Here is a 24,951-nt window from a genome sequence, read left to right as displayed (position 1 = left end):
TTATTTATCGTCTGACTTATCAGAGCCGGTCCGTGCAATTGAATCTCTCATGCTTGTGTCCGCTTGGACGTTTTTGTAATTGATGTAGTCCATGACACCCATATGGCCTGAACGAAGTGCTTCGGACATCGCCATTGGAATTTCAGCTTCAGCTTCGACAACTTTCGCTCTCATTTCAACAACTTTGGCTTTCATTTCCTGCTCGCTGGCAACGGCCATCGCGCGGCGTTCTTCAGCTTTTGCCTGTGCGATTTTCTTGTCGGCTTCTGCTTGTTCTGTTTGAAGTTCAGCACCGATGTTTTTGCCGATATCCACATCCGCGATATCGATCGACAGGATTTCGAATGCCGTGCCTGAATCGAGCCCTTTGGAAAGCACTGTCTGTGAAATCAAATCCGGATTTTCCAAAACTTTCTTATGGCTGGTGCTTGAACCAAGTGTCGAGACAATCCCTTCACCAACACGAGCTACAATCGTTTCTTCACCCGCACCACCGACTAGGCGGTCGATATTCGCGCGCACAGTAATTCTGGCTTTCGCCTTTACTTCAATCCCGTCCATTGCGACACCGGCAATGAACGGCGTTTCGATGACTTTCGGATTTACCGACATTTGTACGGCTTCCAATACGTCGCGCCCTGCTAGGTCGATTGCTGCTGCACGTTCGAACGGCAATTCGATGTTGGCGCGATGAGCAGCGATTAATGCGTTGACAACGCGGTCGACGTTACCGCCGGCCAAGTAATGGCTTTCCAGTTGATTGATGGTAACTGTCAATCCCGCTTTTGATGCTTTGATCAGCGGGTTGACGATGCGCGATGGAATAACACGGCGCAGGCGCATCCCGATTAACGTGAAAATGCTGATTCTGACGCCTGCAGCTAATGCCGAAATCCATAACGTGATTGGCACAAACGTGAAGAATATTGCGAGTACGATGATAATGCCGATAATTATTGCACCTAATCCGATTGCTTCAATACCCATGAATTATTCCTCCTCTTCTTTTTCAAGCTCGCGGACAACAATCCGCGATCCTTCGACCTTGATGATCTTCACTTGCGTTTTTGGATCGATAAAGCGGCCGTCTGATACGGCATCGATCCATTCATCGTCAAGCTTGATTGTGCCGGATGGCCGAAGGGCGGTGGCGGTTACGGCAATTTGCCCCACCAGCTCCGGACGATTGACCGCTGACACATAACCGCTTTTGGTGTCCGTCGCATCTGACAAAATAAATCGCTTAAAAAGATGCGGCCGTTTGCCGAAAAATTTCACTATAATCACCATCCCTGCTGTAGCTGCTATCATTGCAATTAGAATTGAGATGGCCGTGGTCATCGGATCTCCACCGGCCAAAAAGATGCTGCCGAGCACTGCTGCGATTCCCAAAATGCCGGCAATGCCGCCAGGGACAAAAAACTCGGTGATCAACAGACCCAGTCCGATGACCAGCAGGACGATTGATTCATATCCGGCCAATCCTGCCACCAGATGCCCATAAAAGAAGAGCATCAACGAAAGCAAGCCCATGAATCCCGGAATGCCGAGCCCCGGTGTAAACAATTCCAGCAGCAAGCCGAGCGCCGCGATCGACAGCAGAAACGGTACGACGATAGGATTTGTCAAAAACCTGGCCAATGTCTCGGAGAAGGTTTCATCTACGGCAACCACCTGCGCATCCTGCCATCCTTTCGCCGTGAGCAATTCTTCTATCGAAGAAACTGTCCCTTCCGAATAGCCCACTTCTTGGGCTTCAACGGCGTTTAAAGTCAGGAGCTGTCCTTCAGCGGCCTGCAGCTCAGGCAAGTCTATTCCGGCATCCGCCATTGCCAATGCATATAGCGGATCACGCCCTGACGATGCGGCTGCATTTTCCATTGACGAAAGCCAAGCGCTGTTCGCTTTGTCCCCTGCCGCATTGCCAGCTTGGTCGATCACTTGTGCAGCGCCCATGCGGCTGTTTGGATGCATGTAGATTTCATCCGCATTCAATGCCAGAAACGCACCGGCTGACAAAGCATCACGGTTGACAAAAGCGATGGTATCGAGCGGCGTGTCGCTCAGCAGCCTCGCAATGCCGTCTGCCGCATTGACAAAACCGCCCGGCGTATCGATTTCAAAAATGACCGCTTCCGCTCCCGCGTCCTCCGCTTCCTCGAGCGCCCGTTCAATGAACGCCTGCAGGCCCCGCTCGACCTCATCTTCAATCGGTACGACGTAGACAGTGGATCCAGCCGCGTTGAACGCCGGCAGCAGCATTGCAAAAGATAATAACAGAAATCCAAAAGCCACAAAGGCTTTGACGCTGCGCAAGGGAATCGCTCCTTTCATTTTACTGCTGTCTATTTCTACGTACGGCAGCGGAAATGGTTTCACATTCCGCTGATAATTCTATTATAGATGAAACATTTCGTGAAAACGAAAGAATGCGCTTACAAAACGAGGTGCTTCCAGCAAAGAGTGATGAAATTATGAACGGCTGGCGGCGACTTTTTCATGTAAGATGAACTAATGAGTATTCATAATCGATATTCTGCAAAACAGCTGCGGAAACATGAACCAAAGATCTACGGTCCATTTCTTTCCGACGAGCTTGCGCAAAAGCAACGCACTTTCATGTCCCGAAGCTAGCGTAGCGATGCAGGGACAGGGACAGGGACACGGACAATCGTCTTTGCTCTGCCCAAGCGACCGAAGCGATTTTATACGCCAATACTTAAGTTAATCTTATATAGCTTAAAAATGGCATAGAAAAACCGCCTGCACAAAGAATGTGCAGACGGTTTAGGCTGTCGTTCATATTTTTTAATAGTCAATTTAAAGTAAAGTCAATTAAAATTTACGTTTACGCGCAGCTTCTGATTTCAGTTTGCGTTTCACGCTCGGTTTATCATAATACTCGCGCTTTCTTACCTCTTGCATTGTTCCGGATTTAGAAACAGTGCGTTTGAAGCGGCGAAGAGCATCTTCAATTGATTCGTTTTTACGAACAGTTGTTTTTGTCATCTCTTTTTCCCTCCCTCCGAACACACGTTGAAGCAGATAACAACTAGTGTTATATACTATAAAATTATAACGCAATCCGCATCTAAGGTCAATACTTAATAATCGGATTTTGAAGTTAGGCCCTGCATGATCTGCACGCCCGAGCTGGCACCAATGCGAGTCGCTCCGGCATCGATCATTGCTTGAAGATCTTCAAGGCTTCTTACGCCGCCAGACGCTTTCACTCCAAGGTCCGGACCGACAGTTTCGCGCATTAGCTTGACATCCGCAACTGTTGCTCCGCCTGTAGAGAAGCCGGTAGAAGTCTTGACGAAATCTGCGCCAGCTTCTTTCGACAAGCGCGAAGCAACAGCTTTCTCGTCATCAGTCAAGAGGCAAGTTTCGATGATCACTTTGACGATCGCTTTGCCTTTTGCTGATTCAACGACAGCTTTGATGTCATTTTTCACAAGTTCTTCGTCGCCGCTCTTCAACGCGCCAATGTTGATGACCATATCGATTTCTTCTGCGCCTTTAGCGATGGCGTCAGCCGTTTCGAACGCTTTTGTTTCTGAAGTCGAAGCGCCAAGCGGGAAGCCGATTACTGTGCAGACTTTTACCGGGCTGTCAGACAATTCTTTGGCAGATACCGATACCCAAGCAGGGTTAACGCAGACAGATGCAAATTTATATTCAGCGGCCTCTTGGCAAAGCTTGACGATCTGCTCTTTTGTCGCCTCAGGCTTTAATAATGTGTGGTCGATATAAGATGCGATGTTTGTCATGTTCAAAAACTCCATTCTGTTTTTCATATTATTTGTCATTCAGTCACTCAAATTCATAAGACATTGCAGCCAATGCATATAAAGGAGCGGTTTCGGTGCGCAAGATCCGCGGCCCAAGAGATGTGAAGATCGCGCCGTTTTGTTTTAAGGCTTCCACTTCATTTTCTGAGATTCCGCCTTCCGGACCGAATATCAAAAGGAATGAACTTTTATCATACATTGATTTTAAAATTTCGGCAAACCGCGTCCTTGCGCTGTCGCGGGCTGTTTCTTCGTAAGCAACGATAACAGCATCATAGCCTGCAGCCTTCTCCATCAATTGCTTGAAGCTATGGACGTTATGTATGTGCGGGATGTGCGTCCGGTGGGATTGCTCTGCCGCTTCTTTAGCAATTTTCTCCAGCCGGCTGCGTTTCTTTTCGCTTTTTCCCGCATCCCATTTGACGATGGACCGCTCCGCCGCGAACGGAATCATTTCGTGCATCCCGAGTTCTGTCGCTTTTTGCACAATCAAATCGAGTTTATCGCCTTTTGGCAATCCGCAGGCGATGGTTACCTGTTTCGGCATTTCCACTTCTGCTTCAATTGCCGATCCGACTGCCGCTTCAATATCGAAGTCTGCAGCCTTGATCGTTGCAAGAAATGCCTTTTCTTCAATGACCGCTATAAATTGATCGCCGATGCCTTGGCGCATAACTTTGGCGATGTGCTTTGCATCATCGCCAGTTATGGTTATTATTCGGTTTTCGGGAAATTTGCCTTCTATGAAATATCTTTGCATTTCCGCACCCCGTTATTCCGGTTTTTTTGAAATGATCGTGACCCAGTCTTCCATCATCATAACGTCTTCAATGATAAAGCCGGATGCCTCAAGCGCTTCTTTCACATCATTCTTTTTAGCGGAAATGATTCCAGAAGTGATGTAATGGCCGCCCGGTTTTACCACTTGGAACGCGTCATCGGTAAATGAAATGATGATTTCAGCCAAAATATTGGCGACTACGACATCGCCTGGCTCTTTGATCGTGTCCAGTAAATTGCCCTGAACGACCGTTGTCCGGTCCTGTACTTTATTGAGCTTGACGTTGGTTTTAGCAGCTGTGACCGCAATATCATCTAAATCCAACGCATGCACATGTGAAGCGCCAAGCAATGCCGCTCCAATCGCCAAGACACCGGAACCGGTACCGACATCGATGACGCGCTGTCCAGGCTGGACTGTCTTCTCAAGCGCCTGCAGACTCATAACCGTCGTCGGATGGGTGCCCGTGCCGAACGCCATGCCCGGATCCAGTTCGATAATCAGTTCGTCGCTCGAAACCGGTTCATACGTTTCCCAGGTCGGAACGATTGTAAAACGCTGGGAAATTTTTACTGGATGGTAATACTTTTTCCAAGCGGTTGCCCAATCTTCTTCGTCCACTTCACTGATTGTGACAACATTGGCGCCAATATTGATGTCATAGTCAACCAAGTTATTGATCGCCAATTTGATGGCATCGACCGTTTCTCCCAAAAAACTGTTGACGGGCAGATAAGCCTTCAAGATGACGCCTTCTTTTGGGAAATCATCCGGATTAAGCGAATAGATTTCGCCGAATTTGTATTCGCGCTCTTTCGTCAAATCCTCTGCATCTTCGATGACGACGCCGCTGGCACCCGCTTCATGTAATATGTTGGAGACGGGTTCAATGGCTTCATTTGTCGTTTGGACTGCTAGTTCTGACCATTTCATGTAGGATTGGCTCCTTTACTCACCTTTAATGGTGCGTTTGATTTTATCGAATAGCGAACTGCCTTGCTCTTCCGGAATATCGCCGCTGATTTCAGCAAACTCACGAAGGAGCTGTTTTTGGCGCTCGTTGAGTTTCGTCGGCGTCTTCACTCGGATGACAATGTGCTGGTCTCCAGTGCCATAGCCGTGTACATTTTTGACGCCTTTGCCTTTCAAGCGGAAACGTGCGCCGCTTTGGGTGCCGGAAGGAATTTTAAGTTTCACTTTGCCGGAAACAGTAGGCACTTCGATTTCGTCGCCGAGAGCTGCCTGCGCAAACGTAATCGGCAGATCCAAATAGATGTCGTCGCCTTCTCGTTCGAATTCCTTATGCGCTTTGACGCGGAATACAACATATAGATCTCCAGCTGGTCCTCCATTGACGCCGGCGCCGCCTTGGCCCGATACGCGCAATTGCTGGCCATCGTCCACGCCTGCAGGGATGGTGACTTTGATTTTTTTCGTTTTGCGGACTGTCCCTTCACCGCGGCATGTTGCGCATTTCTCCTCGATGATTTGGCCAGACCCTTGGCAATGATGGCAGGCACGTCGGTTGACCATACGGCCGAACGGCGTATCCTGTGCAACATTCAATTGGCCGGAACCTTCGCAATACGGACAAGTTTTCGGCTTCGTGCCAGGTTTTGCGCCTGAGCCGTGGCATGTGCCGCATGTTTCGTCTTTAGGCAATTCAATTTCCGTTTCTTTGCCGAATACGGCGTCCATGAATTCGATTGTCATCGAATACTGAAGATCGTCGCCTTTTCTCGGTGCATTCGGATCGCGCCGTCTCGTGCCGCCGCCGAAGAAAGTACTGAAGATATCTTCAAATCCGAAACCGTCTGCACCGCCACCGCCGCCAAAGCCTTGGTTTGGATCCTGATGGCCGAATTGGTCATATTGCGCCCGTTTCTGGTCGTCGCTCAGCATTTCGTATGCTTCTTTCACTTCCTGGAATTTTTCAGAAGCGTCCGCTTCTTTATTGATATCCGGGTGGAATTGCTTCGACAATTTCCGGTACGCTTTTTTTATTTCTTCTTTAGAAGCAGTCTTGGTTACACCAAGCACCTCGTAATAATCTCGCTTGTTCATACGTCACTCTCCCTCTTGCAATCAACTGTTATTGTACACGGTTCTAATTGCGGTTGCAAAGACATTGAAAAAGCCAAAGCAGCTTGCTTTGCTTTGACTTTTTCATGTTTTTATTTTTTGTCGTCGTTTACTTCTTCAAAATCTGCGTCAACGATATCATCGTTTTCTGGAGCGCCGCCTTGTTCACCGGCAGCTTGCTGTGCTTGTGCAGCTTGCTCGTACGCTTTCATCGAAAGGCCTTGCAGAATTTCCTGCAATTTATCTTTCTTCTCGCGGATTGTGTCGATGCTGTCGCCTTCAAGCGCTGACTTTAATTCGTCGCGTGCTTCTTCAGCTTGTGTTTTCTCTTCTTCAGTTACCACTTCACCAAGATCCGTGATCGTTTTGTCCGTTTGGAAAACTGCTTGATCTGCTTCGTTGCGAAGTTCAACTTCTTCTTTCACTTTCGCATCCGCGTCCGCGTTTTCTTCCGCTTCTTTGATCATGCGGTCGATTTCTTCATCCGTAAGTGAAGTGTTCGATTGGATTGTGATTGTCTGCTCTTTTTGTGTGCCTAGGTCTTTCGCTTTTACGCTGACAATACCGTTTTTGTCGATGTCGAAAGTAACTTCGATTTGCGGTACGCCGCGCTGTGCTGGCGGAATATCAGCCAATTGGAAACGGCCAAGCGTTTTGTTGGCTGCGGCCATCGGGCGTTCACCTTGTAATACATGGATATCAACAGCCGGCTGGTTGTCAGCCGCAGTCGAGAATGTCTGCGATTTAGAAGTCGGGATTGTCGTATTGCGTTCGATCAATTTCGTGAACACGCCGCCCATTGTTTCGATGCCGAGTGACAACGGTGTAACATCAAGCAATACAACATCTTTCACGTCGCCGCTCAAGACGCCGCCTTGGATTGCTGCACCCATTGCTACTACTTCATCCGGGTTAACGCCTTTATGCGGCTCTTTTCCTGTCAATTTCTTAACGGATTCTTGTACTGCCGGGATCCGTGTAGATCCACCGACCAAGATGACGCGGTCCAAATCTGCAGAAGAAATGCCGGCATCTTTCAATGCTTGGCGAGTTGGCCCCATAGTGCGTTCAACCAATGAATGCGTCAATTCGTCGAATTTCGCGCGTGACATTGTCACTTCCAAATGCAACGGCCCAGCTTCGCCAGCCGTGATAAATGGCAATGAAATCTGAGTGGAAGAAACACCTGAAAGGTCTTTTTTCGCTTTCTCTGCTGCATCTTTCAAACGTTGAGTCGCCATTTTGTCTTTTGAAAGGTCGATGCCGTTCTCTTTTTTGAATTCCTGCACCAAGTAATCGATGATCAATTTATCGAAGTCATCTCCGCCCAGACGGTTGTCGCCTGCAGTCGATTTAACTTCGAAAACGCCGTCGCCCAGTTCAAGGATCGATACGTCGAACGTACCGCCGCCAAGGTCATAAACCAAGACTGTTTCATCTGTATCCATTTTATCAAGGCCGTATGCAAGTGCTGCTGCAGTCGGCTCGTTGATGATGCGCTCTACTTCAAGTCCGGCAATACGGCCAGCGTCTTTAGTCGCTTGGCGCTCTGCATCATTGAAATAAGCAGGAACTGTGATAACCGCTCTTGTGACTTTTTCTCCAAGATATTCTTCTGCATAGCCTTTCAAGTATTGAAGGATCATTGCAGAAACTTCCTGTGGCGAATATTCTTTGCCTTCAGCTGTCACTTTTTCTTGTGTGCCCATAAGGCGTTTGACCGACTGGATCGTGTTCGGGTTTGTGATTGATTGGCGTTTTGCCACTTCCCCGACTTGGCGTTCGCCATTTTTGAATGCTACAACAGAAGGAGTTGTGCGGTTGCCTTCTGGATTTGGAATGATTTTTGGTTCGCCGCCTTCTAATACTGCGACTGCTGAGTTAGTTGTACCTAAGTCAATACCGATAATTTTGCTCATTTAAAATTCCTCCATTACTGTTTTTATTCGTTTACTTTTACCATTGCCGGACGAAGGACTCTGCCTTTGAGTGTATACCCTTTTTGGAGTTCCATTAATACAGAACCCGCTTCAGCCGAATCGTCTTTTTCCTGCATGACAGCTTGGTGGACATTCGGATCGAATGCTTCCCCGACCGATTTGATTTCTTCAAGCCCTTCGCGTTTGACCGCTTCAAGCAATGATTTCTGGACCATTTCGACTCCTTTTAATAAAGAAGACGATTCTTCGCTCCCTGTGCCCATTGCGAGGGCGCGTTCGAAATTATCAAGGACCGGAAGAAGATCCACCAGCACTGACTGGGCACGGAATTTTTCTGCTTCCTGCCGGTCTTTGACCGCCCGTCTCTTGTAATTATCGAAATCCGCCATCAGGCGCAGGTATTTATTGCGTTCCGCTTCAAGTTCTTCGCGCAGCATTTCCCCTTCGTCCACCGCTTGTTCTTCGGCAGCCGCTTCAGGTGCCACTGCTTCGGCAGGCTCGACGACTGTTTCGTCAGTAGCTGCTGCTTCTTCATGCAACACGTCTTCTGCAATTATTTCTTCGTTTTTTGGAGCTTGTTTTTTCTTAGCCAAATCCAGTTCCTCCTTTTGTTCACTTGCCCCGCATTAACCGGGTCAGTTCTTTGGACAGATCGCCGCTCAGCGTATCCAGAAGCGTCACGACTCGTTTGTAATCCATGCGCTTTGGACCAACTATAGCAATCGAACCCGTCTGTTCCTCCCCGATTGCATAAGCGACGGTAATAACGCTGCAATCTTCCATCGCAGACAAGGTATTTTCCGAGCCGATGCGAATCTGGAGTCCGAGGCTGCCGGCTGGCATGATCATCGGAATGTGCTTCGATTCCTCCATGACGTCCATCAGGCTCCGGATTTTATGGATGTCGTGAAAATCCGGCTGTTTCAGGATATTCAACTTGCCCGCATAATAGACGTTGTCTTCATGCGGCAGCACGACCGCTTGCCGGAAAGTTGAAAAAAGTTCGGCATAGCGGTTGACATGCTGCCTGAATATGGACAAGGTTTCCTGTTCAAGCCGCATGTGCAAGTCGTTCAATGAAACGCCTGCCAGCCGCTCGTTCAGGATGTTGACCATCTTCTCGATATCGGACGGATCAAGGCCAGGAGGAATCGGGAATACCCGATTTTCAACATGGCCCGAATCAGTGACGATGATCGCCACGGCGCTGTCAGAGCCAAGCGGCACAATCGACAGCCTTTTCACCGTATGCTTTCGGACGTCAGGGCCGAGCAGAATCGCCGTGTAATTGGTCAATTCCGATAAAATCATCGCTGAACGCTTGATGACTTCTTCTGTTTCAGCGATTTTATCATCGAAGATCGACTGCAGCTGCAGGATATCTTGCTTCGGCAGCGGACGCGGTGTCAGCATATGGTCGACATAATAACGATATCCCTTTTGGGACGGGATGCGACCTGAAGAAGTATGGGTCTTTTCAAGAAAGCCCATCTTTTCCAAATCGGCCATCGTATTGCGTATCGTGGCCGGGCTGAATGGAAGTTCGGATTTTTTTGATAGTTGGTTCGATCCTACCGGCTGAGCTGACTCAATATAATCATCAACTGTTACTTTCAATATGAGCAACTGCCGTTCTGTTAACATGATCATCACCTCTGTTAGCACTCTATAGGTTCGAGTGCTAAGACTATATTAAAATTAACAAATTCCCGAAACCTTGTCAACGGATGAGGTCCTTTTTTTGTATTTTTATTCGGCGTAGCCAAAAGCCGGCGGCTGATAGCCGAAGCAAAATGAAAAAAGGACGGACCCATTTATCGGGTCCATCCTTTCTATGCACAGCCTTTAGCGTTATTTATTCGCCCAATAGAAATTGCTCGAATACTTCGTTGCCGACAAATCTTCCTTGGCGCGTGAGCTTCAAGTTGCCGCCTTCCCTTGCAAGATTGCCTTTCGCAATTTCTTTCTCCAAGATTCCACCGTAGACCGCTTCGAGCGGCTGGCCGAATTTTTCCTGGAACCGTTCGGTCGATACGCCGTCTGTTTTTCGCAGCCCGAGGAACATTTCCTCTTCCATCTTTTCATGGACCGGCACTTCATGCGTATTCAATACAGGGCGCTGCCCTTCGTCAAGCGGCGCCATGTATTTTTTCAACGGACCGGCGTTTGAATAACGAATACCGTTGACATAGCCATGGGCTCCTGCACCGACGCCGATGTATTCGGCATTGTCCCAGTAGAGGAGATTATGCCTCGAATGGAATCCAGGGCGCGCGAAATTCGAAATCTCGTATTGCTTCAAACCACGGGCTTCCATTTCATTCATCAGCTTATTGTACATATCAGCTTCCAGATCTTCTGTCACCGTGTTGAGCTTACCCTTCGTCATCAAGTTATAGAAAACCGTTTTCGGTTCGATAATCAAGGAATACGCCGAGAAATGCGGCAAATCGAATTCAAATGCCTGCCGCAGCGTCTCTTCCCATTCTTCCATCGTCTGGCCGGGCAGGCCGTACATCAAGTCGAATGAAATATTCGTAAAGCCCACTTCACGCGCAGCTTGGACGGCGTTGTGGACATCGTTATTGCTGTGCGTGCGGCCGAGCCGTTTCAATAAGTCGGCATCGAATGACTGCACGCCCATGCTCAAGCGGTTGACGCCGCCGTCGAACAAGACCTGCATCTTCTCGCGCGTAAGCTCATCCGGATTGGCTTCCGACGTCCATTCCAAGTTTTCCGCCATTGGTACATATTCATGGACATAAGCCAATAATTTACGCAGCTGATCCGGCGTCAGCGAAGTCGGCGTACCGCCTCCGAGGAAAATCGTCTCGAGTGGCTTATCGAGCGCACCTTCTCGCTTCCAATGCGCTAGCTCTTTCCCAACCGAATCGATGTACGCATCCACGGGCTGGTCTTTGAAGAATACTTTATTAAAATCACAGTAATGGCAAATCTGATGGCAGAATGGGATATGGATATACAATCCTTTTACCATGTCATCCCTTCTTTCTAAATAAGTTTATTGATATTTTTCGATATTTCGCAAAACAGCTGCGCTTGCCGCGGGCGAGCGCCAAGCCTCCTCAGCCCGCTATCGCGTGCTTCCGGGGTCTCGGCTGTCTCGCTTTCCCGCAGGCGTCTCCGCTGTTTTGCTCATATCTACATAAGTGGTGAATTATTTTAATTCTCTTGTTTTCAAGAGAACTTACCTAGCGCAGGCGCGAACACGGGCTGGGCGTAGCAGAAAGGCAGGCGTTCTTTGCCTGGCTTTTTGCAAGAGCCATGCCCAAAGCCGCCGAAGCGTTATATTAATCCATTCTTCTTTAGTTTAAACACAATAGCAAAAGGAGGCACAAAATCGGCCTCCTCTCCTCAATTTATTTTGATTGGTCGTCCATTTTCAGGATGGCCATGAATGCTTCTTGTGGAACTTCGACTGATCCGACTTGCTTCATGCGCTTTTTACCTTCTTTTTGCTTATCAAGAAGTTTGCGTTTACGGGAAATATCGCCGCCGTAACATTTAGCAAGCACGTTTTTGCGCATTGCGCTGATTGTTTGGCGAGCAACGATTTTCTGGCCGATTGCTGCTTGGATCGGCACTTCGAATTGCTGGCGCGGAATCAAGTTTTTCAATTTATCAACGATGACTTTGCCGCGTTCGTATGCAAAATCACGGTGGACGATAAAGCTCAATGCATCGACTTGTTCGGTATTCAGCAGAATGTCCATCTTCACCAATTTCGACTCTTTATAGCCTATCAGCTCATAGTCGAATGACGCATAGCCTTTTGTGCCGGATTTCAATTGATCGAAGAAATCGTAGACGATTTCGGCAAGCGGCAATTCGTAGACGATGCTGACGCGCGTTGCGTCGATATAGTCCATTGTCAGGAAGTTGCCGCGTTTTTTCTGGCAGATTTCCATGACGGCACCGACGTAATCGTTCGGCACCATGACCGTCGCTTTAACGTAAGGCTCTTCAACTACAGCAATTTTCTGTGCATCCGGCATCATGGCAGGATTATCTATTTTCAGGATTTCCCCATCCGTCATGTGGACGTCATAGATAACACTTGGCGCAGTTGTAATCAAATCGATGTTGAATTCGCGCTCGATGCGCTCTTGGATGATTTCCATGTGCAATAGCCCTAGGAATCCACAGCGATAGCCAAAGCCAAGAGCTTGCGACGATTCTGGTTCGAATTGCAGCGCAGCATCGTTCAATTCCAATTTTTCGAGTGCGTCGCGCAAGTCGTTGTATTTTGACGTATCGATTGGATACAAGCCGCAATACACCATCGGGTTCAAACGGCGATAGCCTGGCAGCGCATCGGTCGCCGAGTTCTTCGCCAGCGTAATTGTGTCGCCGACTGTCGAATCGCCGACATTCTTGATGCCTGCTGAGATAAATCCAACATCGCCGACTGTCAATTCTTCCAATAATAAGGCGTGCGGTGTAAAGACGCCTGTTTCGATGACATCGAACTCTTTTCCTGAAGCCATCATTTTGATGCGGTCTCCCGGCTTCACTGTGCCTTCAACAATCCGGATATACGCGATAACGCCGCGGTATGGATCGTAAAGCGAATCAAAAATTAACGCTTTTAAAGGTGCGCTCGGGTCGCCAGTCGGTGCAGGAACTTTTTCCACGATCTGTTCCAGAATATCTTCAATGCCGATGCCTGCTTTCGCAGAAGCAAGAACCGCTTCTGATGCATCAAGACCGATCACTTCTTCGATTTCATGGCGGACACGCTCAGGATCGGCAGCCGGCAAATCGATTTTATTGATGACTGGCAGGATTTCGAGCTCATTGTCCAAAGCCAAATAGACGTTGGCCAGCGTTTGGGCTTCAATGCCTTGCGCCGCATCAACGACAAGAACAGCGCCTTCGCAAGCTGCGAGGCTCCGTGAAACTTCGTACGTAAAATCGACGTGGCCCGGAGTATCGATCAAATGCATGATGTACGTTTCTCCGTCTTTCGCTTTATAATGCAGCTGTACAGCATTCAATTTGATGGTAATGCCGCGTTCACGCTCCAAATCCATGGAGTCTAGGGATTGCGCTTTCATCTCACGGGAAGTCAGAGCTTCCGTTTTTTCCAATATGCGGTCTGCTAGTGTAGACTTTCCATGGTCGATGTGTGCGATAATGGAGAAGTTACGGATTTTGCTTTGGCGTGCTACTCGTTCCTCATGATTCATTCTCTTCACTCCTATATAAACTACTTTGAATTATAGCAGTAGAGCAACTATTGAGCAATGAAAGCCTGTTGAAATCATTTCAGTGTCAAGGCAAACTTCTTTGCACGTATCTATTGCAATCCGTTCCGCGATTTGATAAAATAATTCATGTTGTATAGAGACATAAAAGACAAGAGGCCTTCGCGTCTCTGTTCCTATTTGTCTAGGAGGTGAAATACATGCCAAACATTAAATCTGCTATCAAACGTGTCCGCACGAATGAAACGAAAAACGCTCAAAACGCTCACCAGAGATCAACTATGCGTTCTACTGTTAAAAAAGCTGAGCAAGCTCTTCTTAACAAGGATGATAACGCTAGCGACTCTATCAAAGCGGCTATCAAACAGGTGGAAAAAGCAGCTTCTAAAGGTCTTATCCACAAAAACACTGCAGCTCGTAGAAAATCTCGCTTGATGAAACAAGCGTAAAAGACGAAAGACCGGTTCCCTTGGGAATCGGTCTTTTTACTTTGTCTTTTTTATGAAAGTTGAGCTTTGCTGCGCGGCTGTTTGCGTTTCATCAGGAAAAATTCCAGGATGCGCTCGCGGTTTCCGCTTTGCGTTTTCAGCTGCAAATCGATGTCAGCGAGATCATTCAGAACTTCGAGCAAGCGATGCTCCGGAATTTGTTGGCGCTTTTCTACCAATAGTTTGACCCGATATGGATGGGCCTTCAACTGCTTGGAAATCTGCTGGGCATGGTAGCCTTTTTTCTGCAGGTAAAACACGTGGACCATGAAACGGATCTGCGACGCAAGCAGCGCCGTCAGCGCTACCGGCTCTTCTTTCTGCCGGATCAAGTCGTAATAGACGCTAAGCGCTTCAGAAATATTGCCATCCAAGTAGGCCTGGAGCATCTTGAAGGCGTCCTGCTCAAGCGTGCGTGCCGTCATCCTTTCGATCAGTTCGCTTGTAATCTCTTCTTCTGACCCGAGATACAGTGCCATCTTTTCGATTTCCGAAGACAGCAGCGTCAAATTCGTGCCAGCCATTTCAATCAGGCGCTGTGCCGAGCGTTTCGTAATTTTTTTGCCGTAGCTTTTTGCCTCGTGCTCCACCCACACTTCGAGGTCATTCGCCTGAAGCGGTTTCGCTTCGATCATCACCGCATGCTGTTTCATGAGCTTGGTGACTTTTTTGCGTTCGTCCAATTTCTCATAAGGCGCGACGAAAATCGTCACGGAGCCCGATGGCGGATTTTCAAGCCACGTCTCCAGCATCTTCAAGTTGTGGTCGATTTTTTCTTTGCCGCGTTCGGCTGTCCGCAAGAACGATGCGTTGCGCGCAATGATCAATTTTCGGTCGCTGAAGAACGGAATCGTATCCGCCTCATCTATGACGTGGTCGACCGGCACTTCATCCAAGTCGAAATGGATAAACTCCGGTTCGCCATCGGTCAGTTTTTCTTTCAATAAATTCAAGGTTTTTTCAATAAAATAACTTTCTGTCCCCGCAATGACATAAACAGGATCGATCTGTCCGCTGCGGATGGCTTTCCATACTGAAGTGATCATGTATTGCACCCCCTTCTTCTACTATAAAGGATTTTAAGCTTGCGTGGTAATTTGACATTTTTGTGTCGGCACCTTTTTTACGCTAATTAGTTTGACTTCAATCTAGATTTTTCCACACGCTTCACTTATAATTAGAGGGAATTAGGAGGGGTAGCAATGAATGAATTTGAACAGAATGTACAGTCGAAGCGTAACGACGCAATAGACGCTGGAATGGGGTTTGTTGTTTCATTCGGTTTCTTTGCACTTATCTTTATCACTGCGGCTGTCGTACAATTCGTAGCTCGATGAATAGAAAAAAAGGTCCCCGCTTTTGCGGGGGCCTTTTTATTTTGCCTGCTATAGCTAGCGTTTATTTTGTTTCTTGCTCTTTTTGTGGGGCATTGTTTTTCAGCAATACTTTCAATCCTTGGCCCATATCAGATGCCAGTACGTAATTGCGGTCCACGAATACGCCCCATACATCGGCTTGGTCCGGCGTGTATTGGCCAATCTGTTCAGGCTTGCTTGGATCTGTAATATCGACTGCATAAACGCCTCCGGCATAATGGCTCAAATACAATGTGTTGCCATGCACTTTTGGATCGTGGACGGTATTTGCGAATGTCGGTCCGTCTTTTACTTTCTCAGTCAAATCCGTTTTAAACTCGCTTAAAAGCTTTGGATTCGATTTGTCTTTGATATCAAAGATACGCGTATAACCGTATGATTTTTCGTAACCTGGCCGAACCGGGCTAGACACTTCACGCGTTTCGATCAGGACATTGCCCCCTTTTGCCAACGCTGCAGAATGTGCTGCACCTTGTTGTTCAGAAGAGAAATCCGTGCGTCCGACGAATACAGGATTTTCCGGATCTTTGATGTTAAAGATGACCGTTCCGAGGTCCCACATAGAGACGTAAGCGAATTGCGCATTATGGTCCGTGATGACGCTGTGGTTAAAGACGGCTCTTGATTTGCCGTCAGGGGCGTTCCAGTTATAGCCGTTGAATGAATCCGGAACTTCAGGCAGTGAGCGCGGATCAAACTGCCAAAGCGTTTCCGGGTTTGCTGGATTCGATACATCGACAATCTGGAAATCTTTTTGTTCTCCGCCGCTATAGAAATCTGCATATGGATTTGACGCAAATACCAATGCGCGGTCACCTTGCATCGTTAGGTAAAGCTCATGTGTGCCGCGAGTGGATGCATATGTTTCCCAATAGCCGAGTTTTTCCGGGTTCGAAGGGTCGGTTACGTCGTACAGCAAGAATCCGCCTGATGTCTCGGGATTATTCCGATTGAGCTGCTGTACACTGACTACTGCTAGATCCCCTTTGAAATGAGGTGTATTGATGCTCTTGACGATGACTTTTTCCTGCCAGGTTCCCGGCACATCATCGTGACCGAACACAGCCACTTCTTCTGGATTGGCTGGATCTTTCAAATCGAATACCCGAACGCCGCCGTTCCCGCCATTGGCCGTATGGGTCCCAACATAGGCATAACCTTTATGGGCATAGACATCAGCTGTATTATTCTGCACTCCATTTAGTTCCTTGAGTTGAGCGGCTGCTCCTTCTTTTAGGAATGAAAGATTTTTAGAACCGCTGATGCTTGAGTCGCTTAAGTTAATTAATTGCTCATTGGAGAAAACACTGCGTTCCCCTTTCGACAAATCACTGCCATCCAACGCATCGTGGGCAAGAACCCCTGGTGCTGCCGACAATACAAGAAGTGCAGCTAATGAAACATTCAAAAACGGCTTTTTTATTTTCAAAACTTTTTCCTCCTAATGTATATTTTTTATATTTACCAAATATAGTATATTAGGAAGAAAACATTAATAGCAATCCTTTACGGTTTAATTATTTAACTATTTAAAAAATAATCTATTTGGCATATCCTAATTCATTCCATATTACATAGAAAATAAATCAAACTTTTTCAATAAAAGCGTGTTTAAGAAAAAAGGACCATTTCCGATTATTCACCGGAGATAGCCTCTTACAGAAATTCATTCTAAAACACTGCGCCTTAAATCTTTCCCTAACCCGATCTCTATCGGATCGCTTATCTAGATTCTTTCGATGAAATGCCTGCAAACTTCCTATGTTCCTGTTTCACCATTTCGATAAACTTCAGCTGTTCTTCTTCATGTTTTTTCAATAAACGGATATTGGAATTATCGCTTAAATAGCGCCTGACCCGATTATTATTCCAAATGATATGGCTATAGCGGAAATCGTTGGCCAGTTCATCAAACCACCCCTCTCCAGCCAGCTCTTTTACGTTTTTTTCTAGTTTCGTGTCATTTGTAAAATAATTTTCTATAACCCTGCATATTTTATTTTCTGCCATATCTGAAACGATCCAGCCCAGAATCCTTCCAATTCCAGCCACCACTTGATATAACAACCCCAACAGCCATTCTGCCATTTCCACACCCACCCTTTGGTAACTAAGAAATTACGATATACATTCAGTATACATTTATTTGTAAAATATGGAATGCCGCTTCTGATAGCTAAAGAAAAAAACAGCAGGCAAAATTTACTGCCGCACTGTCTCTTTTCTATTCTCGTTTTTCAAGCGGCCATTTTTGGTGTCAGCGCATTTTCTGGATGTTCAACTCACCGTTTAGGTATTCCACTTCGATTGTGCCGGTTTCCGCTGTGTTCAACACCGGCAGCTTTAAGTCCTTGAAACGTTTTACCACTTCGGGGTTCGGATGCCCATACCGGTTGTCTTTGCCGGTGGAGAAAATCGACAGCTTCGGCATTGCCGCTTCCAGGAATTCTTGTCCACTGGACGTTTTACTGCCGTGGTGGCCGATTTTCAAGATGCTTAAGTTGGTTAATTCCCCGCTATAAGCTTCCACAATTTTTTCTTCACCTGCAAGCTCTAAATCTCCCGTGAACAGTGCACGGAAATCGCTGTTTTGCAACAGCAGCACCAATGAATCGTCATTGCCGCTGTATTCGGTATCTGTTGGAGACAAATAACGGAATCGGGTTGCTCCTTCCGTCCAGCCGCTCCCGCTTATGGGATAGCTCAGCTTTGCCTCACTGGCATCGATAGCCAACTCTTGCATGATCGGCGTCGTTTGAGAGCCGGGCGTCAGATGGAGATTGTGGATCTGCAGCGCTTTGAATAATTCTTCGGCTCCTTCGGCGTGGTCTGCATCTGCATGGCTGAGTATGAGGAGGTCGACTGCCGAGATGCCTTTCCCTTTCAGGTATGGCACCACCACTTGCCTTCCAATTTCAAACGGCCGCTCTTTCATGCGGAATTCTTCCGTACCGAAGCGCAAAAGCCCTCCGGTATCGATTACATATACGGCTCGCCTATGGGGCAACTCAATAATCGCACTGTCGCCTTGGCCGACATCCAGGAAGGCCACTTTCAGACTAGGATCTAGGTATGGCATAGCCGTAAACAAAGTTGCCGGCAAAAGAACAATCAATAGCTGCCGCGCACGAAATCTTTTTTCGGCGAGACCGTAAAACAGCCCAACGCTCGCTATGAGCCCCATTACCAGCCATGGCGCGGGACGCCCCGGATTCCACATCTGATGCGGCCATGACGCAAGCCAGCGCATCCCGTCCCCGATCCACTCTCTGCAAGGTCCATAAATGAAGAACAATGCATCCGCAGCCGGCAGGAATACCAGCGTCAGGCCTAGGGCAAGCAAGTTCACGGGCAGAATGACCAAGGTATAAAGCGGCACAAAAAGACTGTTGACGACAAAAGCCGACAATGAAATTTCATAAAAATGGAACAGCAGAATAGGATAAAGCGTCATTTGTGAAATTGACGTAATCAGCAGCCCTTGCTGAAAAGCAGATGTGCACCTAGCCAAAAGCTGCCGCGAGTAGATGATGCCGAACGCAGCACCGTATGATAGTTGAAAACCGATATTGTAGATTGCATACGGGTTCCAAATGACGAAGAATATGAGGCTTCCGAGCAGCACGCTGGATGCTCCTGTCCGGATATTGGCGAGCTTGCCGGCCAATACTAAGCTGACCATGCACACTGCGCGCAACACGGATGGTGCACCTCCCGCCATGATGGCGTAAAGCGGCAGCACAGCCAGCAGCACGAGCAGCGCGGATTCTTTGCGGACGCGCATCCGGACCAGGATCCAATAAGCGAGCCCCGCAACAATCGCGACATGAAGCCCGGATATCGCAAAGAGATGCGAGATGCCAAGCGTCTGGTAAATTTGCCGTTCCTCGATGCCCATCCCCCGCTGCTCTCCTATCAGCAACGCTTCCGCTTCAGTGGCGAGTGCTGTGGGAAACGTCGCATTGATGTGCGCGCCCAGCTTTTTTCGCTGCTGCAGCATCTTGGCATAAAACGTATGCTGTGCTTGTGCCCCGTCAATCGCTCCAATTACGAACAGCGCAGAAGCCCCGTTTGTTTCAAGATAGCGGGCCATATCGAACGAGAAGCGATGCGAAGGTTCTGAAGCGGCCTCGAATGCACCGGAAACTGCCAACTTCGATGCCGGCAGCATTGCTTCAATCGCCGCTTTTTCTTCAGCATCCTTGAATCGGTAGGAGGCATAAACTTTTTGCCCAGGCGAAAGTTCCGCAAAGCCGCGCAAGCTATCGCCGTCAATCGTGTAGTTTCCTGCAAAATCCAGTTCACCACTGTAAGCTGGGGCTGTAATCACAGCGGGGACGCGCTGCTCCTGCAGCACAAAAGCAAGGATAGTTATTGCAAATATGTGAATGAACAGTTTCGCTCTTTCGCGTTTCCAGAACATCCAACAAAAAAGCAGCCCGATGAAGACAAGCTCTTTCGCTGTTTCATGGGCTGCATAGGTGGCAATAATGACCGCCGCCGCGTTGTATAGAAGAAAATTTCCGCTTACACTTCCACTTCTCCGAATAATTCATTCACCCGTTCAGTAAAATGGGCCAATTCTTCTTCAGTGCTGCCTTTTTCCCGCAGCTTTTCAAGCATTTCCATGTACAGCCTGTTTTTCTCGACGCTCAGGAAATCGATTTTACGTTCGTCGAACATAACCTGTATGACTTCCACACCGGCCTGCTCAAATAACTCGATGGCGTAGGAGTGATTTTTGTAATCAGCCGCATAATACAACCGGGCGATGCCTGCCTGGATGATCGATTTCGAACATTGCAGGCACGGGAAATGGCTGACGTACATATCCGCTCCGTTGACGCTGACGCCGTATTTCGCGCATTGCAATAAGGCGTTCATTTCCGCGTGGATGGTGCGTACGCAATGGTTGTCCACGACGAAGCAGCCTTGGTCGATGCAATGGTCGCCGCCGGAAATAGAGCCATTATAGCCCCCCGCCATGATGCGGCGATCCCGAACGATTGTCGCTCCGACGGCCAAACGTGTACATGTGCTTCTAAGTGCCAGCAAATGGCTTTGCGCCATGAAAAATTGGTCCCAAGTTATTCGCTTCATCTAATTGCCTCCTGCTTGTCTGTTTAAAATAAGTGTAGCAGAGGGTGGATTTTCGTCAACCATCCATCCGGCTCAAATGCTTTTTACCGAACCGTGATGCCGTCTTTCAATTGTTCAAAAGACTTATCACCTATGCCCGTGACATCCTTCAAATCCTCGATTTTTTCAAAATTGCCGTTTTCTGTCCGGTACGCGATAATGGCCGCAGCTTTTGAAGGTCCGATTCCCGGGAGTTCCATCAATTCCACATCCGTAGCCAAATTGATGTCGATCAACCCGCCATCAGGCCTTGCTGCTGATCCTGCCTGCACAGGGCTGGCAAGCACAGGGAGTTCTTCGCCTGCCGCCGGCACATATAACACCATTTCATCCTGGACTTTCAACGCAAGATTGATGGCCGTCGGGTCGGCGGATTCCAAAAAGCCGCCCGCCGCTGCAATGGCGTCCTTGGCACGCGCGCCTGCCGGCAATTCAAAAACGCCTGGGCTTGCGACTTGCCCTTTGATATCGATCATGATGGTTTCTGGGAGTGCATCTTGCTGGGTGGGGGTTTCCGTCTGCTGAGGTGGCTCAGCTTGGATTTGTTCAAGAGTTTCAGCCGGAACAAGTTCCGGATCGCTCTGGGGGAAGAGGATATAGATGGCCATGGCCAGGGCTGCAGCTGCCGGGATGGCAAGCCAGCCTAATTTTCCGCGAAGCTGGGATAGGTTCAGCGGTGAGCGCTCCTTTCACAAGGAGGCAATTAATGAAGCTGTCTGAATTGTATACGAATTACCAGTTGCTGTCTATCGATTTTTTGGCTCCTGCTTCGCAAAAGCGCATGAAAACCCCCGCGGGCGTGCCGCGGGGGTTTTGCAGGTTATTTAATTGCGTGGAAAAAGATGCGCTCGCTTTCATCGTCCGGGCTTTGCCCGGTGAAGTCGGCGGTTACTGATTCCACTTGGAAGCCTGCCTGTTCCAGCCAAGCCTTATAGGTTTCTACTGGAAATGTCCGCTGTTCATGGGTTTCTTCAAAACGTTCGAACGCTTCTCCGTGACGCATGAAAAACGTAATATCGTGGATGACGCTATGGGCATGGGCGCCCCTTTCCGTATGCCAAATATAGGCGACGTTTTCGCCATCCATGACAAACGGGCTGTCCATATAGACAAGATCTATTTTAAAAAGAGAATGGACGTCGAAGAAAAGATGTCCGCCTTTATTTAAAGCGGCATGCACTTCAGTGAAAGTTTGTTTAACTTCTTCTTCCGTTTCCAAATAATTGAGCGAATCGATGGCAATCGTCACGGCATCAAAGCCGCCGATGCCTTCTAAGTTATCCATCGACAATTGCAGCACCGGAATTGCTAAGTTTGCTTCAGTGAAGCGATTGCTCGCAACGGTCAGCATGTCTTCCGACAAATCGCTCGCCGTCACATCGAATCCGACTTCGCTGAAAAGCTGCGAAAGGGTCCCGGTCCCGCAAGCCAGATCGAGGAGTTTCCCCGACTGGACATAGGATCCGACCCATTCCACATACTTTTCGTACGGAATATCTTCCATCAGTTCATCATAAACTGACGCAAATTTCCCATACCTCATATTTCCATTGTCGGCGCTTCTCTCCAGAGACGCTCAAGGTTGTAATAATCACGCTCGTCCTTATGGAATACATGAACCACTACATCTCCGATATCAACAAGAATCCAGCGCGCAGCGTCAAATCCTTCGACACTTTTCACTTCATTGCCGGCTTCGTGGGACTGTTCAATCACAGCACGCGCAATTGCCTGCACTTGGCGGTCTGAGTTTCCTGTACAGATGAGGAAGTAATCCGCTAATAGCGAAATGCCTTCCATATTCAAAACCACAATATCCTCGGCTTTTTTATCTTCTACGGCATTATAAGCCATTTGGAGTAAAGTTTGTTTAGTCATTCTTTCACTTTCCCTTTCTGTTTCGTGAAGTATTCGTAACACTTCAATGAATCCGGAAAAACCGGTTGATTTTTTGATACAAGAAATTCTATGGAATGTTTGATGCAGGCTTCCATCATAACATCCAATCCCTGTTCTTTTAATTGTCGCAATTCATCGACTCCAGTGAATTTGCGGTTGGGTTCGACCATGTCGGCAACATAAATGATTTTTTCTAAGTCAGACATGCCTGCCCGACCCGTTGTATGGTAGCGGATGGCGTTTAATACATCTTCATCGTTTACGCCGAATTCGTAGCTCGCAACATATGCCCCGACAGGCGCATGCCATAATTCCGCGTGGTAATCGAGCAATAGGGGATCCATTTTCTGGGAAATAATTACCGATTGCATCCACTGCCGGTCCGAAAACTTCGCGACATCGTGCAGAATAGCTGCCACTTGTGCCTTTTCTTCCGGCACATTAAAACGTTTCGCCAATTCCACCGATGTGCCGAGCACGCCTAGAACATGATTGTAACGGTTTTCAGGAAGGCGTGTCTTCACCTTCTGCAACATTGCACTCTGGTCCATATAACCGCTCCTTTCGAATAAAAGCTTCCACTTTTTCCGGTACGAGAAATGAAATGGTTCTGCCTTGCGCCATCCTGTCGCGGAGCATCGTCGATGACAAATGCATTTCTGGCGAATCGATCATCCGCACAGGGTACGGGGTTGTATTTTCATAGCCTGGCCGGCTGATGCCGATAAAACGGACCAGCCTGGCGAGTTCATCAATCCGGTGCCAGGAAGACAGGTCGGCGATGCTGTCGCCGCCGATGATAAAGTAAAATTTGGTGTCCGGTTCGAGGGCCATCAATTTCAGCATGGTGTCATACGTATACGAAACGCCGCCTTGCTGTATTTCAAAATCCTCTACACGGAAACCGGTATGCCCATCAATTGCCAGGCGGGCCATTTCCAGACGCTGGCCTGCATTTGCACCGCTTACTTCTTTATGTGGTGCGATGAAATTCGGCATAAAGCGAACTTCATCAAGCCCGGCAGAATGAAAAGCTTCATTGGCCATGATCAGGTGGCCGAGATGAGGAGGATTGAATGTTCCGCCCAATATCCCGACTTTTTTCATCCTTTTCTTGGTAGCTCGATGCGTTTATTGTTGACGGATGGCTTGTAAAGAACGACCGTATGGCCGATCAATTGCACCAATTCCGCTTTAGTACCTTGGGACAGCTGCTCAGCAACATCATGTTTGCCGTCTTCGTTGTTTTGAAGAATGCTGATTTTCACCAATTCGCGGGCTTCCAATGCTTCTTCGATCTGGCGCAGCATTGCTCCGCTGACGCCGCCTTTTCCAACTTGAAAAATCGGGTCTAAATGATGCGCTTCACTGCGCAAAAAACGCTTTTGTTTACCTGTTAACATAATTGCCTCCTAATTTTTCCGTAAGAATTCTAATCATTTCTTCTGTATCCGGACTGGCGCCCGTCCATTTCTCGAAAGCGATAGCACCTTGATAAACGAACATGCCGATGCCGTTCAATGTCCGGCAACCATTTGCTTCAGCCGCTTTCAAAAACGGCGTCTCGAGCGGATTGTAGATGATGTCCGCTGCAAGCGTGCCGGCTGCCGCATGGTCGAGCGATAACGGCAGCCCTTCATCTTCGGCAAGACCGACAGAAGTGGTCTGGATAATGGTGCTGAACTCCGCAAGCGATCCCTCAGCGTCCCTCAGCGTCAACGCGGCTCCGTTCATGGCTTCCGCCAATTCCTCGGCGCGCCGGAAAGTGCGGTTGGTGATGGTGATCGATTCAAAGCCTGCCTTTTTCAAAGCGAAAGCGATTCCTCTTGCCGCCCCTCCCGCACCGATGACCAGCACTTTGCCTTTAAGGTCCGGCTGCTTTGCCATCAGCGAACGCACAAAGCCATCGCCGTCTGTATTCCAGCCCATTGTCCGCTTGCCATCAAACGTTACCGTATTGACTGCGTTCATGGCAATGGCCGTTTCGTCAAGATTATCGAGCAGCGGTATAATGGCCTGTTTATGGGGCAGCGTCACATTAAAGCCGCTGACGCCTAAAGTTTTCATGGCATGGAACACTTTTTCAAGTTCGGATGGTTCCGCACGGACCGGAATATAAACCGCGTCGATGTTATGCTCTTCAAACCATTTCTCGTGCATAAACGGAGACAATGAATGTCCGATCGGATCCCCAATGACTGCATACCATTTTTTCATCAAAATC

The 24,951-nt window shown here is 48.2% G+C and carries 26 protein-coding genes; 2 read left to right on the top strand and 24 right to left on the bottom strand.

The annotated features are described in order from the left end of the window. The 12 genes from floA to lepA all read right to left on the bottom strand — a co-directional run bounded on the left by floA (position 1) and on the right by lepA (position 13,807). Positions 1–987, bottom strand: a complete 987-nt coding sequence (gene floA / locus AC4EHB_RS01520; RefSeq protein WP_490973831.1) for a flotillin-like protein FloA — start codon at positions 985–987, stop codon at positions 1–3. Between the two features lie 3 nt (positions 988–990). After that, complete coding sequence (locus AC4EHB_RS01515) at positions 991–2,316, bottom strand: NfeD family protein (RefSeq protein WP_490980496.1); 1,326 nt, start codon at positions 2,314–2,316, stop codon at positions 991–993. A gap of 519 nt (positions 2,317–2,835) precedes the next feature. After that, positions 2,836–3,009: a 30S ribosomal protein S21 gene (gene rpsU, locus AC4EHB_RS01510; RefSeq protein WP_008431605.1), complete on the bottom strand. Its 174-nt coding sequence runs from the start codon at positions 3,007–3,009 to the stop codon at positions 2,836–2,838. 95 nt (positions 3,010–3,104) lie between these two features. After that, entirely contained in the window at positions 3,105–3,773 is a 669-nt protein-coding gene (gene deoC, locus AC4EHB_RS01505; protein ID WP_490980495.1) for a deoxyribose-phosphate aldolase, read from the bottom strand. Between the two features lie 43 nt (positions 3,774–3,816). Then, on the bottom strand, positions 3,817–4,554 hold the full coding sequence (locus AC4EHB_RS01500; RefSeq protein WP_490980494.1) for a 16S rRNA (uracil(1498)-N(3))-methyltransferase: 738 nt from the start codon (positions 4,552–4,554) through the stop codon (positions 3,817–3,819). 12 nt (positions 4,555–4,566) lie between these two features. Next, entirely contained in the window at positions 4,567–5,508 is a 942-nt protein-coding gene (gene prmA, locus AC4EHB_RS01495) for a 50S ribosomal protein L11 methyltransferase (protein ID WP_490973827.1), read from the bottom strand. A gap of 15 nt (positions 5,509–5,523) precedes the next feature. Then, the gene (gene dnaJ / locus AC4EHB_RS01490) at positions 5,524–6,639 is read right to left on the bottom strand and encodes a molecular chaperone DnaJ (RefSeq protein WP_490973826.1); all 1,116 of its coding nucleotides are present in this window, start codon (positions 6,637–6,639) and stop codon (positions 5,524–5,526) included. Between the two features lie 110 nt (positions 6,640–6,749). Next, positions 6,750–8,576 carry a molecular chaperone DnaK gene (dnaK, locus tag AC4EHB_RS01485; RefSeq protein WP_490973825.1) on the bottom strand — a complete coding sequence of 609 codons (1,827 nt, stop codon included), beginning with the start codon at positions 8,574–8,576 and terminating at the stop codon, positions 6,750–6,752. Positions 8,577–8,599: 23 nt separating this feature from the next. Then, complete coding sequence (gene grpE, locus AC4EHB_RS01480; RefSeq protein WP_490980493.1) at positions 8,600–9,190, bottom strand: nucleotide exchange factor GrpE; 591 nt, start codon at positions 9,188–9,190, stop codon at positions 8,600–8,602. 19 nt (positions 9,191–9,209) lie between these two features. Next, the gene (gene hrcA, locus AC4EHB_RS01475; RefSeq protein ID WP_490973823.1) at positions 9,210–10,241 is read right to left on the bottom strand and encodes a heat-inducible transcriptional repressor HrcA; all 1,032 of its coding nucleotides are present in this window, start codon (positions 10,239–10,241) and stop codon (positions 9,210–9,212) included. A gap of 211 nt (positions 10,242–10,452) precedes the next feature. Next, positions 10,453–11,595, bottom strand: a complete 1,143-nt coding sequence (gene hemW, locus AC4EHB_RS01470) for a radical SAM family heme chaperone HemW (RefSeq protein WP_490980492.1) — start codon at positions 11,593–11,595, stop codon at positions 10,453–10,455. A gap of 382 nt (positions 11,596–11,977) precedes the next feature. Beyond that, positions 11,978–13,807: a translation elongation factor 4 gene (lepA, locus tag AC4EHB_RS01465; protein ID WP_490973821.1), complete on the bottom strand. Its 1,830-nt coding sequence runs from the start codon at positions 13,805–13,807 to the stop codon at positions 11,978–11,980. 218 nt (positions 13,808–14,025) lie between these two features. Here lepA and rpsT point away from each other — a divergent pair, with 218 nt between their 5' ends. Further along, positions 14,026–14,274 carry a 30S ribosomal protein S20 gene (gene rpsT, locus AC4EHB_RS01460; protein ID WP_135500734.1) on the top strand — a complete coding sequence of 83 codons (249 nt, stop codon included), beginning with the start codon at positions 14,026–14,028 and terminating at the stop codon, positions 14,272–14,274. Between the two features lie 50 nt (positions 14,275–14,324). Here the strand turns inward: rpsT and holA are convergent, their stop codons facing one another. After that, the gene (gene holA, locus AC4EHB_RS01455) at positions 14,325–15,359 is read right to left on the bottom strand and encodes a DNA polymerase III subunit delta (RefSeq protein WP_490980491.1); all 1,035 of its coding nucleotides are present in this window, start codon (positions 15,357–15,359) and stop codon (positions 14,325–14,327) included. A 156-nt stretch (positions 15,360–15,515) separates the two neighbouring features. Here holA and AC4EHB_RS01450 point away from each other — a divergent pair, with 156 nt between their 5' ends. After that, complete coding sequence (locus AC4EHB_RS01450) at positions 15,516–15,650, top strand: YqzM family protein (RefSeq protein WP_135500732.1); 135 nt, start codon at positions 15,516–15,518, stop codon at positions 15,648–15,650. A 61-nt stretch (positions 15,651–15,711) separates the two neighbouring features. Here the strand turns inward: AC4EHB_RS01450 and AC4EHB_RS01445 are convergent, their stop codons facing one another. The 11 genes from AC4EHB_RS01445 to aroE all read right to left on the bottom strand — a co-directional run bounded on the left by AC4EHB_RS01445 (position 15,712) and on the right by aroE (position 24,944). Then, positions 15,712–17,118: an LVIVD repeat-containing protein gene (locus AC4EHB_RS01445; protein ID WP_490980490.1), complete on the bottom strand. Its 1,407-nt coding sequence runs from the start codon at positions 17,116–17,118 to the stop codon at positions 15,712–15,714. A gap of 293 nt (positions 17,119–17,411) precedes the next feature. Continuing rightward, positions 17,412–17,777 carry a hypothetical protein gene (locus AC4EHB_RS01440; protein WP_490980489.1) on the bottom strand — a complete coding sequence of 122 codons (366 nt, stop codon included), beginning with the start codon at positions 17,775–17,777 and terminating at the stop codon, positions 17,412–17,414. A 169-nt stretch (positions 17,778–17,946) separates the two neighbouring features. Then, positions 17,947–20,019, bottom strand: coding sequence for a DNA internalization-related competence protein ComEC/Rec2 (locus AC4EHB_RS01435; RefSeq protein WP_490980488.1), 2,073 nt, complete (start codon positions 20,017–20,019; stop codon positions 17,947–17,949). Positions 20,020–20,216: 197 nt separating this feature from the next. After that, positions 20,217–20,789 (bottom strand): ComE operon protein 2, encoded by a 573-nt coding sequence (locus AC4EHB_RS01430; protein ID WP_490973816.1) that lies wholly within the window; start codon positions 20,787–20,789, stop codon positions 20,217–20,219. 83 nt (positions 20,790–20,872) lie between these two features. Continuing rightward, entirely contained in the window at positions 20,873–21,436 is a 564-nt protein-coding gene (locus tag AC4EHB_RS01425; protein WP_490980487.1) for a helix-hairpin-helix domain-containing protein, read from the bottom strand. Positions 21,437–21,648: 212 nt separating this feature from the next. After that, on the bottom strand, positions 21,649–22,371 hold the full coding sequence (locus tag AC4EHB_RS01420) for a methyltransferase domain-containing protein (RefSeq protein WP_490973814.1): 723 nt from the start codon (positions 22,369–22,371) through the stop codon (positions 21,649–21,651). After that, positions 22,368–22,706 carry a ribosome silencing factor gene (gene rsfS, locus AC4EHB_RS01415; protein ID WP_490973813.1) on the bottom strand — a complete coding sequence of 113 codons (339 nt, stop codon included), beginning with the start codon at positions 22,704–22,706 and terminating at the stop codon, positions 22,368–22,370. Before rsfS ends, AC4EHB_RS01420 begins: the two co-directional genes overlap by 4 nt. Continuing rightward, positions 22,703–23,278: a bis(5'-nucleosyl)-tetraphosphatase (symmetrical) YqeK gene (yqeK, locus tag AC4EHB_RS01410; RefSeq protein ID WP_490980486.1), complete on the bottom strand. Its 576-nt coding sequence runs from the start codon at positions 23,276–23,278 to the stop codon at positions 22,703–22,705. The genes rsfS and yqeK overlap by 4 nt, the downstream gene beginning before the upstream one ends. Continuing rightward, on the bottom strand, positions 23,232–23,834 hold the full coding sequence (locus tag AC4EHB_RS01405; protein ID WP_490980485.1) for a nicotinate-nucleotide adenylyltransferase: 603 nt from the start codon (positions 23,832–23,834) through the stop codon (positions 23,232–23,234). The genes yqeK and AC4EHB_RS01405 overlap by 47 nt, the downstream gene beginning before the upstream one ends. Continuing rightward, on the bottom strand, positions 23,831–24,130 hold the full coding sequence (yhbY, locus tag AC4EHB_RS01400) for a ribosome assembly RNA-binding protein YhbY (RefSeq protein ID WP_490973810.1): 300 nt from the start codon (positions 24,128–24,130) through the stop codon (positions 23,831–23,833). Before yhbY ends, AC4EHB_RS01405 begins: the two co-directional genes overlap by 4 nt. Further along, positions 24,117–24,944, bottom strand: coding sequence for a shikimate dehydrogenase (aroE, locus tag AC4EHB_RS01395; RefSeq protein WP_490980484.1), 828 nt, complete (start codon positions 24,942–24,944; stop codon positions 24,117–24,119). Before aroE ends, yhbY begins: the two co-directional genes overlap by 14 nt. Between the last annotated feature and the right edge of the window lie 7 nt (positions 24,945–24,951).

Source organism: Planococcus sp. TJ-302 (assembly GCF_058268455.1).
The sequence above is the reverse complement of the archived record's forward strand: the minus strand, read 5'-3'. Positions and strand labels throughout refer to the sequence as shown.